The organism is Rhizobium sp. BT04 (assembly GCF_030053135.1).
In the GTDB taxonomy this organism is placed as follows: Bacteria; Pseudomonadota; Alphaproteobacteria; order Rhizobiales; family Rhizobiaceae; genus Rhizobium; species Rhizobium binxianense.
On record NZ_CP125649.1, the window covers coordinates 170,002 to 184,800 of the forward strand.

Below are 14,799 nucleotides of genomic sequence, written 5' to 3' on the forward strand. Positions count from 1 at the left end.
AGCGATGCGCTCGTCTGTTTTCATTTCCTGCCTGATTTCATTGGCCGCGCTAATCGCAAGCCCCAGTCACGCAGCGATCAGATTTGCCCACGTGAAAGCGGCGAACAACGACATCTTGTTGATTCAAGGAACGTTCGAGCCCAGCGATCTTCCTGATAAGCTCGAAGCCGAAATCAAGAACAGCGCTCCGAAATTCATCGCGTTCAATTCGCCGGGCGGTGATACAGATGCCGCGATCGGATATGGCCGGGCTATTCGTCGGATGAAGATTTCGACGCTGCAAGTTTCGGGTTCGAAGTGCGAGTCTGCATGCTTACTCGCTTTTGCCGGTGGAGTGCGGCGTTATGCGGAAGACGCCTCGATGCTCGTTGATCGAACACTTCTCTCGCCGGGAAGCTCGGGCCTGCAAACCGGAACCGAAAGATACAAGGCCTACCTTGCGGACATGGGCCTCGACCCCACCTTGTTCACGTTTGTCACCAGTCTGGCCGACGGTGATCGACGGGTGCTGTCGCTGATCGACATGGCTGGCTTTGGTCTCGTGACGGGGCAGCCTACCCCCTATGTGGCACCGACGGCGGAAGAAACTGCCGTATCCAACGAGGCGCCCTCGACAGCATTGAACGGAGCCGCGCTCCAGTTTTTCCTGGAAACACAGCGGACCTGGTCGACGAACGAAGGAATGTCCTTCCTCGCGAACAATTACGGAGATTCCGTTGTCTATTACGGCTCCCCGCGCTCGAAGGCGGACGTCCTAAATGAGAAGCAACAGTTCGCTGAACGGTGGCCTGTGCGCATTTATGCCGTGCGGTCTGGCACAGCACACGCAGCATGCTTTGATATCTGTACCGTCGTCGCTGTGGTCGATTGGTATACCTACAGCCCCTCACGTAAAAAATCCTCCTCTGGCGCGGTGATGACATGGGACCCCGCGACCCACAAAATTCTGGCGGAGAACGGTAAGATCACGACCAAGGATAATTCGGTAGCTGGACCAGATCGGATTATTCGTCGCTGGCTGACCGACAACGCTGCGTGCTCGTTGTCCTACGCGGAGGACGCTTGTAATTCACAAGCACTGCTTCTTACGGAATTGACCAACAGCGGCTGGTGCCGCAGACTCGACGCGACTTGGGGGCCGTGCACTCCTCAATAAGTCCGACCACCGGACTGGAAGGTGTTTTGCACCTTGGGCGTGGTTGTTTGGCGCGAAACTGGCCGTTGACCAAGCAGTTCCTTCGGTACCCATCCCATCACTGACGGACCACCAGAGACATGGACCCATCCGCTTTCCGTCTCAAGGATGGCGAGCAATGCATTCTGGCCGACTGCGCCGACCGGAATGTATTTTGCACCGGGTCCATCCCTCAGTTGGAAGGGCTGCTTCATGTAGGCAAACTTTGGCTCCGGTGGGGCGATGTAAGGCAGGGCAGGCGGCTCTGATGCCGCGTCTAATGTAGACGCCGCGGGCGCAGTCGCGGCTGCCGTAAGCCCCTCGAAGATCGTAGAATCGGGTGTCGGCTCCTGATCAGCCCCAAGGGAGGCAGGTGTCGAAAATGCCGGATCATTTACTGTTGCCGTAGCGTCAATGTTCGGTGCCTGGACTACGACTGCCGGCTTACCGGTTTCCGAAGCAGAGGCAGAAGGGGTTGTGGGAGGGGTCACCATCGTCGATGGTGATGGTGACCCTTGTGCTGAACCGGCAGCAGAGGACGCGGGCCTTCCCAGCGTTGACGATGACGATGCGATTTGCCCTGAACCGGTGGGAACAGCGCCCTGCGTTGTGACGGGCCTAGTCGATTTCTCCGCGTTTTGGAGTGCGGCGATAGCAATAGGAAGTCCAAAGATGCCCCCAATGATGAGGGCTATAGCAGGCACACCGGGCTTTCGTCTCTGTTCATCCGGCAGATGCGAACTTGGTGCCACTGGTGGCGATACCGACGTCGCGGTCGGTGGGATCGCCTTCAGGGCTTGTGCAGCCTCCATCTTTGCCTTCGCTAAAGCTTGGAGAGCGGCGACGAAACTCGCCAGCTTTCCCACTTGCGAAAATTCCAGTACCTCGTTGAGACCGCTGTCGCTTTTCAGATGAAGGGTATCGTACAGACAGACAGGCAGCTGGCGGTTATTCCGAAAACGCCGATCAGGCCCGCCACTCTTGTTGGGGTGCTGCCAAGTGCGGTCGACGACCTCCGCGTCATGAGGGACATGACCATCTTCGATAAACCGTGACGCCTGCCAGCGAGCGCGGAGATCAGAATATGACATTGCACCGAAGCGCGAATTGTGGGCGACCAAAGCAACGTCTGGCATGAAATAAATGATCTGCTTGCCGACATGTATCGAGGGCGGTGTGATGTTGCTCTTGATAACCTTCGGCAAAGCGTAGACGAGCTTCGTGGCGGTTCGCTTCACCAGGTGAGATGCGCCTGCATTTCGTTTCCAGGTCGTTAGATCGTTGATCGCACCGCCAGCCTCGATATGCCATTTCCCGGCACAAGAGCTCAAATTGTCGAACGCCGCGATCGTTTCCTTGTACGCCTGCTCGACCGGGCCATCGATATCATAGAAGAGAACTGTCGACCGGCGGTACGAGTCGAACCACGACCCCACCGCCCAGGCGGGAAGGGTCGCGATCAGGACCCAAATCCCCACTGGCGGCGCTTTCGCCAGCACAAGGATGCCGAGGAGGGCCGTGAGCCATCCGAAAAGAGCCGACAACCGCCATTGATTGGCCTTCGCGTTGATTTCGTCCAACACTTCGCCGAAGTTCTCGTCGCGCATCAACAAGACGTCGCCGGACTCGAACTCGATCATGTTGACCGCAGGTACTTCAAAAGTGACCTGAGCGGGCGGTGGCTCGCTCACAGCCCGCTGTCGACGTTGGCCAGCATTGCCAAGTGACGTTCGATAATATAGTCCGCCTCGTCCGGCATGGATATAGTGGCCCCGAGATCCGGTACCGACCCTTAAGCCCTTCGCGCCGACAGAGACGCCGATACCTCCTTGGGAAAAATTAAACCGGAATGGTCCCGCCTTGACTGACTTGCGTATGTAGAATGGCACCCCATGCCCCCCAGTCCCATTGCAACGTGGATGTTACACAGATTCCTGGCTGCAACGAAGAATTTTGTGACTTGGCTTTTCGGGTCCGGCCCCGATCGATAGCCGCCAACAGCTCATAACGGCAAGGCAGTTCAATTCTACAAAAATTAACATCGCAGCCTGATGTGCCGGTTCGCACACATCATCGTTTTCCAAGGAACTATCCTAAGGGCAAGGTGGTCGGGATCGAGCTTCTGATCGACGAAGTCGGCAGCCGCGCGGGACGGTGACCGTGGAATTCATCGCGCGGGGGTATGTCGACAACAACAGCCGCTTGCTGATAGGTTACGCGGGAACGAGCGATGCCAGCTCGTACATGATTGCCGATTCCGATGAAGCCGCCCCTTTGTTCCGAGATGATTGCGCCCCGGGATTCCGGGATGATCTCGCCCCCCTGAGGCTGGGGTCCTGCTGGCAGTGATTGTTGTCAGTTCATTCGTGTAGCGAGTCAAGATTTCCGGCGCTGATTTCGCCGCAAGCTTTCCCCGGATAGGTCTATGCGATGGGCGTTGTGAACGAGGCGATCGAGGATGGCATCGGCGTAGGTTGGGTTGCCGATGATCTCATGCCAGGCTGATACCGGAAGCTGACTGGTAATGATTGTCGAGCGGCGGCCGTAGCGATCCTCGAGGATCTCCAGAAGGTCGTGGCGAGCCTGCTCGTTGAGCGGTTCCAGACCCCAGTCATCGAGGATCAAGAGCTGGACGTGCCCGAGGGTTCGCTGCAGCCTTGCATAGCGGCCATCGCCGTGAGCGAGAGCAAGATTGGCAAACAGCCGCGGCACGCGCTGATAGAGAACCGAGCGATCATCGCGGCAAGCCTTGTGCCCGAGCGCACAGGCCAACCAGCTTTTTCCGACGCCAGATGGCCCGCAGATCGCGAGGTTGTCGTGGGCATCGATCCAGTCGCCGCCGATCAGCTTCATGAACAGCGCCCGATCGAGACCGCGCTCGCTGCGGTAATCGACATCCTCAGGCACAGCATGGTGGCGCAGTTTGGCAAACCGCAGACGGGCGGCAAGCTTGCGATCGTGGCGCGAGCTCCATTCTCGTTCGAGCAGCAGCCCGAGCCATTCGGCATGGGAGAGTTGTTCGCTCTCGCCGTTGCTGATCAGTTCGTTGAACGCCTTGGCCATGCCGGTCAGGCCCATGGCATTCAATTTATCAAGGGTGGGATGTGCAAGCATATGTCGTCTCCTCAGTGGTAATAGCGGGGGCCGCGGATGTTGGAGTGATTGATCGGCTCGGGTGATGCTGTGCTTGATGACGAAGATCGGTCGAGGTGATTGTCGAGAATGGAGCGCACCGATCCATAGGTTCGAGCGCCGATTTCCAATGCTCGGCCGCAGGCCGCGTTGACCCTCTCGCGTTCGAATGCTTTGACGAGGCGGATAATGCCCAGGCAGGCTCTGTAGCCCTGTTCCGGATGCGGCCGATCAGCGAGAATACGCTCGCAGAGCAATGCAACGTCCGATCCGATTGCCGACGCCTCGCGGCTAATGCGCTCTATCGTCCAGTCGGCAAAGCGGCGATGGGATGATGGCATGTGCTCGGGAGTTGTCGTGTGCTTGCCATTGCCGCTCGAACGCCGGTGGGCGGCAATCCGCTCGCCCTTGTAGAAGATCTCGATGGTATTGGCGGTGATGCGTGCCTCGACTTGCTCACGGGCAAAACGATAGGGCACGGAGTAATAGTGCTTGTCGATATCGACATGATAATCGAGCCCAGCCCGGCGTATCTTCCATTCAGCAAAGACGTATCGTTCGACGGCAAGCGGCCGCAGGGCCGGATAGTCGATCTCTTCAAACAACTGTCGCCTTGTGCGCCCGACACGACGCAGAACACGGGTGTCGTTGAGATCGGCGAGCAATTCCATGATTGCCGCATTGACGTCGGCAAGGCTGTAGAAGACGCGGTGGCGCATTCGGCCAAGCAACCAGCGCTCGACAATGCGAACCGCTGCCTCCACTTTCGCCTTGTCCCGCGGCCGGCGTGGTCGCGTCGGAAGAACAGAGCTTCCGTAGTGAGCTGCCATCCCGGCATAGGTGCGATTGACCTGCGGATCAAAATGGCAGGCCTTGATCACGGCCACTTTGGCGTTGTCAGGGACAAGCAATGCCGGCACGCCACCAAACGCCTCAAGCGCCAGCAGGTGGCACTCAATCCAGTCGGGAAGTGTTTCGCTCCAGCGGGCGTGTGCAAATGACAGGCTCGATGCCCCCAACACCGCAACGAACAGATGCGCCTGTCGCGTCTTTCCCGACAATCTGTCGACGACCACCGTCACTGTGTCGCCGGCATAATCGACGAACAGCTTTTCGCCAGCCGCATGATCCTGGCGCATCGTCACCGGCAGCTTCACCGCCCAAGCGCGATACAAATCACAGTAGCGGCTGTAGCGATATCCATCGGGATGAAGGCCGATATACTCGTCCCAGAGGATCTGCAGCGTCACATGCTTGCGCTTCAGCTCCCGGTGAACATGCGCCCAATCCGGCTCGACACTGCGACGGTGACCGGTCTTCGTGCCGGCAGCCTTATAGAGAGCCGCCTCCAACACCGCATCGCTGACATCGTCGCCCAAAGGCCTGGAAAGTCCGGCACGCTCCAAACGGCGCAACGTCTCGCGCACCGTCGAGGGCGCCGTACCAACGCGCACCGCAATCGACTTGTGGCCAAGGCCTTCCTCAAATCTGTATCTCAGAATCTCGCGGACACGCCGCATCTTTAGTCTCTCCGCTGGCATCGCGTTCCTTCCTCTCGAGCAACTGAAAGGAAGAACGTCTCACCAGCAGGACACCCCGACAAACAGCCCCAATCAGGGGGCGGCATCATCTCGGAACAAGGGGGCGGTTAATTCTCGGAATTGGGGGGCGGCATCATTTCGGAATGCGGGGGCGGATTGCCTCGGAATCTGCATACATGATTCGACGAATGTTTCGTTCAGACCACCGTCAGGTTAATTCGGTTTAACGAAAAATTCCTTGCAACAAATCATGGGGTACGATAGTTATTCGGCCGGGCCTGGCCCACGAGATCGCCTTTGCGGTCGCCCAAAAGCCTCGATGGAAACATCGGAGGCTTTTTGAGTTTTTAGGTCTTCCGCTCGATATTCTCAAAGCAGCTATATTTGGATCCGAGCATCGGCCGCTCGTCTTCCTTAATACGGCAGTCAATCAGCTTTCCATCGCCGATCAGGCGCTGGTAAGGACGATTGCTGGCATGATAGCCGCCCATGCAGATCGGCCAAAGATACAGATCCGCCAGTTGTGCCATCGGTGAAGTCTTCCGCTTGGTCTTGAACTCGTAGAGCGCCTGGGTAAACCGCTCGGGGGTCAAGGGGCCATACTTATCGGAATTGTCCTTAGCGAACGGCATTCCCTCCGCCTTTAGAGCCTTGTAATAGCCCTCTAGGTCCGCATCTTCGGCCTTGTTGCAGCGCTCAGGATGCACGCGCAGCTTCATGCCTTGGGCGATAGCGTATTTCGCGGCGCGTTCGACGACGACAGTGAAGGCGGTTTTGCAGAGCATCCAAGGATTCTGCTTGTACTGCTCGAGGTATCGTCCACAGTATCCGGGACGGTCGACAGTGCACGCGATACCCACCACGGGCGCCTCTCGCATTAGAATGTAAAGTTCTTCGTAGAATGCTCCCAGCTTGTCCTTCTCCCAGCCCCGCAGGAAATCGAAGTTCTCGTTCTGCGATCTGATTTCCGACGAGTGCAAGGGCGCCGTGATTTCCCATTTCTCGCAGAACTTTGCGTGAAGATCTCGGGCGTTGTCCTCTTCGTCACTTCGAACCAGGATTCCACCGAGTGCGAACCAGTCATACCCGTGCGCCGCTTTCTTCCCGACCTTGTGGGTGGGATGTCTAGTTCCGGAATCGTCGAGGTAGAGGTTCAAGGTGACAGGCAAAGCAATCTCTCGTGGCAGTCCATAGGATTCGTTCAACTCGACTACTAATACCCGCAAATACATAATTTTTGCTCACTACCATCCACCTTGATGTCGCTTAGCACCTGCTCAAGCTTGCGGCGGTTGGTGAGGAATATCGCACGAAGCTGGGGGCAGTCAGGCGGCTGATTCAATCCTGACGAAGGCGGTCGGCAGAATGGTCAAGAACAGCAGCCAGTGGTACGTCAGCTTTCCATATACATCGGCCACGTCGGCTTCGATCAATGAACTGGTCTCCCGGATACAAATCAGGTGGTTGCCATCGTAGGCTAGATAAAAATGTGCGGAATCCAGATCTCATTGCGCCGTCAGATCAGCCGGCGTTGCAGCGCGACCTTGCTCCAATTAACCCGATCGGTGAGAAAATGAGTTTCCTAGCCTTTTCACTTAGGACATAGGGCTTCGATGATCGCGGGGAGATATTTCCGCACCTGGTCGCGGTCGCTCTCCTTCTCATTCTCGGACAGCTCCGCATATGGCGTCGCGATCTGACGATCCCACTGCGCGACAAGGTCGGCAGGTATTAGCAGACTTCCATCGGTCTGCCGGATTCCCTTAGCATGCATGTACTTCTGCCAGTGCGACCAGCGCTCGTGTTCGATATGCGCTAGGCCTTCCAAAGTGCGCTGCAGGGCCTCTTCAATTTCTTTCCGTTTCATCAGCCGTCTATATCAGATCCTTCGCCGCCAGCCGCCTGTAGTGCTCTCCGAGGGCAGTCAGTCGAACAGTCTTCGACTCCATGGCGGCATGCCACATGTGCGGAGCTCCCTCGGGGACCAGCAAGCCGACGCGGTTGTACTTCTGCAGGATAGCAAAGATGGCGTTGTGATCCGGATCGGGAGCGGGAATGCCTCGTGGATCGGTCGCCCACGTGTCCGGCCGCTCCGGCTCGTAGGTGGGGTCAAGGTGCATCTGGTACCCAGCCGACGGGAAGAATTCGGAAATCCTCCGCAGCTCGCCGAGCTCAAGCGGCGGCCGAACCTTCCGCAGAGACACGAAGCGCTTCACGTTGGTTTTGAAAACAGGGCGTTGTGCCCATGGCCCGAGTGACTGATCGACATGAGCGTACACGCCGCCAGGGGTGACTTCACCAATCAGGTTGGCTGCAGCCCCGCCAAGCGCGTCTACCAGAAGGGAAGTGAAGACCCCGGCACCGTTCTCCTCGCTGGCATACTGCTCGTCGGTGGAGGCTGTGAGAATGCTGACGCCATCGCTGATCTCCGCAACCTTCTGCTGAAGCGCGCTCCCTCCAGCTACGCCGCTATGGCAACTGTCGAGGATGATGACACGGTTGGCGATCTTAGAATTGTTGGCCATCGTCATGATCTCCGCCAGCGAGACGCCGTCGTTGCCGGTCTTCACCTCGGACGAGCAGAGATAGCCGCCCGTCGCCTCGACGTGCCCGTGACCCGCGAAGTAGAGCAGCGAGACCTCGCCATCTCCATCGAAAAGCTCCTTGATCGCGCTCCGAAGCTCTTCCCTCGGAACCATGTCATTTGGGCCGGTGCCTGTGATATGGCGGACGCCGAAATTCACCGATCCGTCAGCATGGCGGGGATTTGACCGCGAAGGAATCGTTCACACACCCATAGAGCGGCGACACATTATCGTAGTAGTCAATGCCGACGACGAGAGCTTTGCGCATTTAGAGGCTATCGATCCAGTTCGCGATATTGTCCCAAGTCCAGACCATGGTATTTAGGCCTTCGATCTTGGTGCGGTCGTCCTTGTAGCACCACATCCCGCGCACCAGCTTTCCCTCTTCCCTTGCGCACTTGATCTCCCACTTCTGACCACTCGACTTGAGTGAGTTCTCACTGACGAGAACAAGCACGCCGTCTGACCGCCTGATGCGGGTTCGCACGCGCGCTTTCCAATCCTCATCGTAAGCTTCCTTCACCGACATATCCACGTATTCGAATGGGGAGCGGGTATTGAGTGACTGACCCTTGAGGTAGTCGCGGCAACGAACGTCTTCGATCGCAAATGCTACAAAAACAACTTTCTTGTCGGCCATGCGTGCCCCACCTTCCGACTGATTCTCTTTCTGGAACACTATCAAAAAATCCGAGCGAGTAGTAACGACGACGAGCAGAAAAAGTTGTTCTTGCCGGTCTTCAGCCCCCGCCGCCGCCCCTACGGCCTCGGTCAATCAAGAGCGCCTTTAGCAAAATTGGTCGTTTTTGTTGGCGACATCGCCGCTTTCAGCGTCGCTGGTCTCAGCCGGTCTTAGTACCGGCTTGGCGGTTGCCGAACCTGTCGAACTCGGACTTTGAATCGATGCCCTGTTCGACATCGAGCGGGATATCAACGGGCTTGCCGCCGCCGATTAACGCTTGGAGCGCCGCCGCAGTCACGTTTACCGCTCATCGACGATCTGCAGGCCCGGCTTCAAACCGAGCGGTGCAGATCGTGCCGCCTGCATGGCCACACTGATCATGACGGCAAAGCTCAACAACATCGAGCCGCAAGCATGGCTTGCCGACGTTCTTGCCGCGTCGCTGACACGCTTATTGCCAGGCTGGAGCAACTGCTTCCGTGGAATTGGACACCGCCGACCATCGACGCTCAAGCGGCCTGACCTGCGGCCTCCACCGTATGAACCGTCGAGAGATACGGCCGTGAAAGTGAATGTTGCGGCTGCTAAGTAAGCATCGCAGTACAGCTCCATCTAGCGACGTGACGTGAAGGACGGGATAGCGCGACTCTGAGGACTGATTTGTCGGCAAACAAGGATCATTTTTTGCCGAAGCCGCCTACCTCCGGTGCCTGGTACTTGGCGCGGTAAACGTCTAAGTAATCCTCATCCTGACAAATGCAGCGACCCAGCCGATCCTTCTTGCGCCGCTCTGTGACTATGTCACTAGGGATATTGCGTAGCAAATTAAGTTTGGCAGTGGTCCAATCTGGCGCATTGCCTGCCGCCTGCTTGATGATTTCTCCGGCCAGCATGATGCCGGCCATCGCCGACTGGAAAGCCATCGGAACCTCGACACGCACCGGCTTGCTCCCAGCTGTGAGCTCAAACACAACGCCGCCGCAGATGGCGCCTCGGTAAAGGTTCCTCAAGGGCTGGTCTACGAATTGAAGGAGTGGCTCAACGGGGACTGTCAGCCGGCTTGCGATATCTCGCATCAATTCCTCGCTAACGGGGGTACCATCGTGAAGCATAGGTCGCACTATATCTATTTTCCGGTCCTCGAGGCCGAGGGCCTCGGCAATGACTTGGTCCTCGTCGGGAACCGTTCCGTTCGGTATATACAAGCATGCAAGGCATGCCATCTCCCCCTCAAATCCGTGGTGCGACACTCCGAGGTCACCGCGCTGAGTCCAAGAATTGATAGTCCAGCGAGGTAGCGTACCTTGTACGGCAATTCGATCCGCCGCCGTATCTAGTGCGACTGCCACATGCTGCATGGAGCGGATGATTGGCAGCGTTTGCCATCTGGCGCTATGGCCGTCGATTGTAAGGTTGCGTTGAGCTTTCAGGTATCGCCAAGCAAGCTTCACCTTGCTCTGGCCAATATCCCGCTCGAGCGCCAGCACGTAACGCTGAAGATTCCCTTGGTCTACCTGCTCGCCATCAACCACCTGCAAGTGCCCTTGCAAGTGCGGAACGCGGGAGAGCGCCCACACTGCGCCGTTACCGATCGCGCCTAGCCCGAGAAGGAATAAATCATCGAGCGCGGTGTCGGAAAGTGGCGGGTTAGCGCGCGAGCCAGGAGCGTAGTCAAACAAGGAAAACGTGACCGCCTTGTCCACTGTCGCACCGGGGATCTGATCTCTGAATATATGTCGAAATAAGTTCGACGCAGCAATGCACGCGGCGGCACCTGCGCCGAAAGCATTGTTACTGCCGGCGGTTCCGACCGGCTCCTCTGGGGAGAATTTTGCAATCCACCCGTCAGAGCCGAGGAAGAACTTTGGGCAGGAGATTTCGGGGTTGGTAGAGCCAACAACCAGACAATGCGAAAGCGCCGATGATCCACGGCGAGCGATTGTGATGTCTTCGTTGATTGAGCGAGCCAGTGAGGCGAGATTCTTGGCTAGCTTTTTTGCCTCCTCTCCCGAAGGCAACAGGCAAATGGTCGGATAGAGGCGCGCCACCAACCTGACCAGGAGATCGAGTGACGCTCTGCCCTCGGTCGCGCATGCCTGCTCATCAAACGCAATTCCGATCACTAGGTCGTTGAGCAGGTCCTCAAAATCCTTGGGGTCGAAGCCCTGGAGAATTTGTGACGCCGCCGTGGCCGCGCGAACGAAGTATTTCGCCAATGCCATGTTTCAATCCACGATTTCTATGAGACGGTTCACCGTTTCCTGCGACACCGCCATCCACTTTCCCGCTTTGTTGAGCCGGTAAACAGCGGTCTGCGAGAGATCAGTGGGACCTGTCGCAAAGTCCGGCACGACAAGCGAGAGCGAGCCGACCGCCGTTGCCAACGCGTATTCGTCGTCTGTATCGGAGTGGTACGCGTCACTAGGGTGACTGTGAATCTGCGCGAGGATGCGAAGCCCGTTATCGAAGAGCCACATGTTTATGCGATGCAACTCGGTTCCGTCGACGTGAACGCCGACTCCCGCCGCGGATCGAATAAGGCGTTGCTGAGGGATGAGCGCTCGCTCGACGGTTGCGATTTCGGCTGCCACGGTCCCCACCCAGAGCCCCAGTCCCTCGTATCCAGAGCGGCCTACCTCTGCCAGATGCTCATGCACATCGTTGACGGCCGCGCGCGGGACTACGAAGCGTTCGACAGCGGCGAGACCAATTACCTGGGTAGAGCCGCTGCGTCCATCTGGAAGCCTGAGAAGTTCATTTGAATTTGGTACTCTAGCATCCGTATTGGATTGATCCCGCTGGCCCAAATTTGTTCGAGAATAAAGTGCAACGAGCCTTCGCCAGAGCGACGATGCAATAGCCATAAGTCACCTGTATGAGCCGGATGATCGTGATATTCTCGAACCCCGGGAAGGCAAAGGAACGGGGTCTCGTCGGGGCTATGGGCCTGAAGCAGCTCTTGAACAGATAGCCGCTGTTGTTGCGCCAGAGTGGTTACGGTTTCTGGCGACGCTTCTTTCAAACCGTTGAGACGCAGCATCTTAAAACCCAGGCTTTTCGCCGGCAATGCAGTCCCAGTTGAGGGATCAACGAACGTCACCGACGGTGGCTCAAGGTCGTAGTTCGTGAAATCCAGGCGTACCGCGCACACAAGCGACCGGGGTGTGACCTTCAATGCGACAAACAAAACCAAGACAGTAGGAAACGTGGCGTCCAAAAGGAACCAACCTCGCCGGCGATACGAGTCTTCAAGCTCCCGATACTGTGCGACTTCGCGTTCGAACTTTCGTCGAGAAACCGCCTCGTCGACGAACTGACTTTCGGTCAACCTGCGGCTCCAGCCTTAAGGCTCAGGAATAGCTTCTGTCCGGCTGTAATTCCAAGATCCTCAATCTTCTTGCTCGCGTCGAACACTGTCCCGTTCTCATCCTTGAGTTCCCAATTCTCAGGAGGCTGCCCTACGTTGCCTGATTCCTCCAGCGCCTTGGCGATTGCTGTATGAAGAGGTGCATTAACATTGGCTTCAACAGAAACCGGTTCGCCATTCACAACAATCGTCAAGGTTATCTTGTTCTTCGATCCGGTTTTTTTGCCCGCAGCCTCAGGAGCAGTATTCGGAGACTTTGCCATGCTTACTCCATCAATTGAGCGATTCGTATCTAAAGTTTAACTGAATAAAATTACGAGTAAACCTGTAGTAGTCTGACAGGCCCTTCGCTTCGGCTTAATTTCGGGCTGCTAAGGTGTCGCGTGCGATTATCTTGAGTTCCTGGCTTCCAAACGGCGTCTGCTATGCGCCATTCGAGATCTTTGCCGCTGATCGACCGTCTGCGTACAACGTGAGCAGCAGCCCGCACCCGCTTCCGAATCGGTCGCGCTAGTTCAGACCGAGCCGATGTCTGCTACGAGGGGATGCGAGACGGAAGGCTTAGTAACAACAGGGTCGTTGGTTCTGATCCCTTCAAGGCGCTCACGTTCGGTACAATGAGCCGGTCGCTGCTTGTTCACCGACCAAAGAGACTGGCGACTAGGCGCGAGCTTGCAGAGGGAAGGCGACCCTCATCCAGTCCATTTGTTCGATAGTAGGCGAGAAGTCGCTCGCGCCCGAGTGTTCCTCGTTCCAAGGGAAGGAAACGAAGCGCATTACGACGGAAGATCTTGTCGCAAATATCGTCCGAAAGACCGCAGTCGGTGCGCAGGAAGGCGTTCACGCTTTCGATATAGTGATTATAGCCTGCCTCCTTCCCAAGCATTATCCAATCGCTCCCGTAAACGATGTGATCGCAACCGCTGTCGAATTTTTCCAGCCATTTGTTGAAGGACCTCGCAAGGAAGTCTCGTTCTTTCGAGCCAGCCGAAAGCACCTCCGAAAAATAGCTGATGTCGGCGACCACGTTCCCGCCGGGATTTTCCTTGATGAATTCACCCAGCCGCCATTCCCAACTGCCATCCGGCAAAGGCATTCCTTCCCGTCCAGCCGACGGTGCGCGGAAACGACCGAAATGCGCGATACAAACCCGTAACTTGGGGAACTCCTTGAACACGGGGATCCGGTAGGCCGGATCGCCCCGCTTTGCATAATCTGGACCGGAACCGTTCGACGAATAGCCATGAGCCAATATTGGGGCATCAACATCGACACAGAGCTTGTAGAGGTCTCGAAGCGCAGCATCGAGTTCCTCGTTGGGCTCAAATCCCAGGCTCTTCACTGTTCGCTCCGGATATGGCGGCTGGTTGCCCTCGGGACGAAAGCCCATCGGCGGGTAGAGCTTGATGCCGATGAAACCATGTTTCATCAAAGCCGAATGGGCAGTCGCAAGCGAGCTTACGCTGCTTTTCCCTTTCCGGAATGCCACTTCCCGGAGTGGATCAAATCCCATGTAGCCGTGGACGACGGGACCGGATTTAGCTTTCGCCATGCGCTGCGAAATCCGGTCCATCACTACCATCTGCCGGGGTAAGGGCGAAGAGTCTACATCTTCATAGAGCCACTCATCATAATCGACGAGCGCCGGCGTTAACAGGAGCGGATTGAAGCCCTGTGCCTTGCTGTCAGCAACCAGGCGATCGACAAGGACGTGCCGGTAAAGGCGAAACAGGCTGAACCAATTGAGATAGCGCCCCACAGGATCTTGCCTCAGGAAAGCGCGCTGGCTGGCTCCGCGGGCTTCTCCAATCGTGAGCGGTTCGTTCGCGCGCAAAGTCTTGATCGGGTCACCGAGCATATAATTTAGGAACTTTTCCTCGGAGATAGATGATCGTGTCGACAGATCGCCCGGGTCTGCCATCGTAACGATCCGCCGCCTCTTCCGATCGAGTTCCAGGAGATGCTGGCTTGTGTCTTCGACCGCCGCTGCGCGCGCTTTGTCGACCGTCAGCGAGGCCGCTTTTCCGTTCCGTCCGGTCTCGAGAAACGCGATCTCCTCATCCGCCGTCGGTGCGCTACCGGTGCCGAGTAGCTTCAGAAGAAGTGCGATGAATTCGTCGGTCACGTCGGGATCACGAACTGCGAGAATGCGGGCGGCCGACTGCTTGGGAAAATCTTCGAAGACGACTTGCCGCAGGAAGCGGGTGGTCGGCAGATCCGACGCATTGAAGACGTGGCAGTGAGCGTCGACCAACGGGACGCCTTCGCCCGGTACCGACGGGCTCGGTCGTCCGCAACCCGCAGTCAATGCGACAGCA

The 14,799-nt window shown here is 57.1% G+C and carries 13 protein-coding genes and 2 pseudogenes; 2 read left to right on the forward strand and 13 right to left on the reverse strand.

The window, feature by feature from the left end; all coding sequences use genetic code 11:
* Window positions 1-4: 4 nt before the first annotated feature.
* Window positions 5-1,156, forward strand: coding sequence for a hypothetical protein (locus QMO82_RS03175; protein ID WP_183906982.1), 1,152 nt, complete (start codon window positions 5-7; stop codon window positions 1,154-1,156).
* Here QMO82_RS03175 and QMO82_RS03180 read toward each other — a convergent pair.
* From QMO82_RS03180 to QMO82_RS03215, 8 genes and pseudogenes are all read right to left on the reverse strand, one after another.
* Window positions 1,150-3,063 (reverse strand): DUF4236 domain-containing protein, encoded by a 1,914-nt coding sequence (locus QMO82_RS03180; RefSeq protein WP_183906981.1) that lies wholly within the window; start codon window positions 3,061-3,063, stop codon window positions 1,150-1,152. The genes QMO82_RS03175 and QMO82_RS03180 overlap by 7 nt on opposite strands.
* 487 nt (window positions 3,064-3,550) lie before the next feature.
* Window positions 3,551-4,288 (reverse strand): IS21-like element ISRel16 family helper ATPase IstB, encoded by a 738-nt coding sequence (gene istB / locus QMO82_RS03185; RefSeq protein ID WP_007539334.1) that lies wholly within the window; start codon window positions 4,286-4,288, stop codon window positions 3,551-3,553.
* An 11-nt stretch (window positions 4,289-4,299) separates the two neighbouring features.
* Complete coding sequence (istA, locus tag QMO82_RS03190) at window positions 4,300-5,826, reverse strand: IS21-like element ISRel16 family transposase (protein WP_183907025.1); 1,527 nt, start codon at window positions 5,824-5,826, stop codon at window positions 4,300-4,302.
* 368 nt (window positions 5,827-6,194) lie between these two features.
* Window positions 6,195-7,052: a DUF3800 domain-containing protein gene (locus QMO82_RS03195; RefSeq protein ID WP_166486932.1), complete on the reverse strand. Its 858-nt coding sequence runs from the start codon at window positions 7,050-7,052 to the stop codon at window positions 6,195-6,197.
* A gap of 386 nt (window positions 7,053-7,438) precedes the next feature.
* Window positions 7,439-7,714 carry a hypothetical protein gene (locus tag QMO82_RS03200; RefSeq protein WP_042119506.1) on the reverse strand — a complete coding sequence of 92 codons (276 nt, stop codon included), beginning with the start codon at window positions 7,712-7,714 and terminating at the stop codon, window positions 7,439-7,441.
* A gap of 7 nt (window positions 7,715-7,721) precedes the next feature.
* Window positions 7,722-8,700 (reverse strand): annotated as a pseudogene (locus tag QMO82_RS03205) (caspase domain-containing protein).
* Window positions 8,701-9,072 carry a TIR domain-containing protein gene (locus tag QMO82_RS03210; RefSeq protein ID WP_097667942.1) on the reverse strand — a complete coding sequence of 124 codons (372 nt, stop codon included), beginning with the start codon at window positions 9,070-9,072 and terminating at the stop codon, window positions 8,701-8,703. It abuts the pseudogene before it with no gap.
* 202 nt (window positions 9,073-9,274) lie between these two features.
* Window positions 9,275-9,412, reverse strand: a complete 138-nt coding sequence (locus tag QMO82_RS03215; RefSeq protein ID WP_176539351.1) for a hypothetical protein — start codon at window positions 9,410-9,412, stop codon at window positions 9,275-9,277.
* 45 nt (window positions 9,413-9,457) lie between these two features.
* Between QMO82_RS03215 and QMO82_RS03220 the strand changes: the two are divergent.
* A pseudogene (locus QMO82_RS03220) lies at window positions 9,458-9,636 on the forward strand (transposase domain-containing protein); the annotation flags it as partial.
* Window positions 9,637-9,791: 155 nt separating this feature from the next.
* On the opposite strand, the gene QMO82_RS03225 reads toward QMO82_RS03220, so the two are convergent.
* The 5 genes from QMO82_RS03225 to QMO82_RS03245 form a co-directional block, all read right to left on the reverse strand.
* Window positions 9,792-11,336 carry an E2 ligase fold family C protein gene (locus tag QMO82_RS03225; RefSeq protein ID WP_183906980.1) on the reverse strand — a complete coding sequence of 515 codons (1,545 nt, stop codon included), beginning with the start codon at window positions 11,334-11,336 and terminating at the stop codon, window positions 9,792-9,794.
* A 3-nt stretch (window positions 11,337-11,339) separates the two neighbouring features.
* Window positions 11,340-11,705: a Mov34/MPN/PAD-1 family protein gene (locus QMO82_RS03230; protein ID WP_245424011.1), complete on the reverse strand. Its 366-nt coding sequence runs from the start codon at window positions 11,703-11,705 to the stop codon at window positions 11,340-11,342.
* A gap of 119 nt (window positions 11,706-11,824) precedes the next feature.
* Complete coding sequence (locus QMO82_RS03235) at window positions 11,825-12,442, reverse strand: putative metal-binding protein (protein ID WP_011427320.1); 618 nt, start codon at window positions 12,440-12,442, stop codon at window positions 11,825-11,827.
* Entirely contained in the window at window positions 12,439-12,744 is a 306-nt protein-coding gene (locus QMO82_RS03240) for a DUF2604 domain-containing protein (RefSeq protein ID WP_011427321.1), read from the reverse strand. Before QMO82_RS03240 ends, QMO82_RS03235 begins: the two co-directional genes overlap by 4 nt.
* Before the next feature lie 374 nt (window positions 12,745-13,118).
* Entirely contained in the window at window positions 13,119-14,735 is a 1,617-nt protein-coding gene (locus QMO82_RS03245; protein WP_246807264.1) for an amidohydrolase family protein, read from the reverse strand.
* Between the last annotated feature and the right edge of the window lie 64 nt (window positions 14,736-14,799).

Excerpts from the sequence above, each read along its gene's own strand:
- QMO82_RS03175 (WP_183906982.1), top strand. The coding sequence starts at position 5 with ATGCGCTCGTCTGTTTTCATTTCCTGCCTGATTTCATTGGCCGCGCTA.
- QMO82_RS03225 (WP_183906980.1), bottom strand. The coding sequence starts at position 11,336 with ATGGCATTGGCGAAATACTTCGTTCGCGCGGCCACGGCGGCGTCACAA.
- QMO82_RS03240 (WP_011427321.1), bottom strand. The coding sequence starts at position 12,744 with ATGGCAAAGTCTCCGAATACTGCTCCTGAGGCTGCGGGCAAAAAAACC.
- istB (WP_007539334.1), bottom strand. The coding sequence starts at position 4,288 with ATGCTTGCACATCCCACCCTTGATAAATTGAATGCCATGGGCCTGACC.
- istA (WP_183907025.1), bottom strand. The coding sequence starts at position 5,826 with ATGCGGCGTGTCCGCGAGATTCTGAGATACAGATTTGAGGAAGGCCTT.
- QMO82_RS03200 (WP_042119506.1), bottom strand. The coding sequence starts at position 7,714 with ATGAAACGGAAAGAAATTGAAGAGGCCCTGCAGCGCACTTTGGAAGGC.
- QMO82_RS03210 (WP_097667942.1), bottom strand. The coding sequence starts at position 9,072 with ATGGCCGACAAGAAAGTTGTTTTTGTAGCATTTGCGATCGAAGACGTT.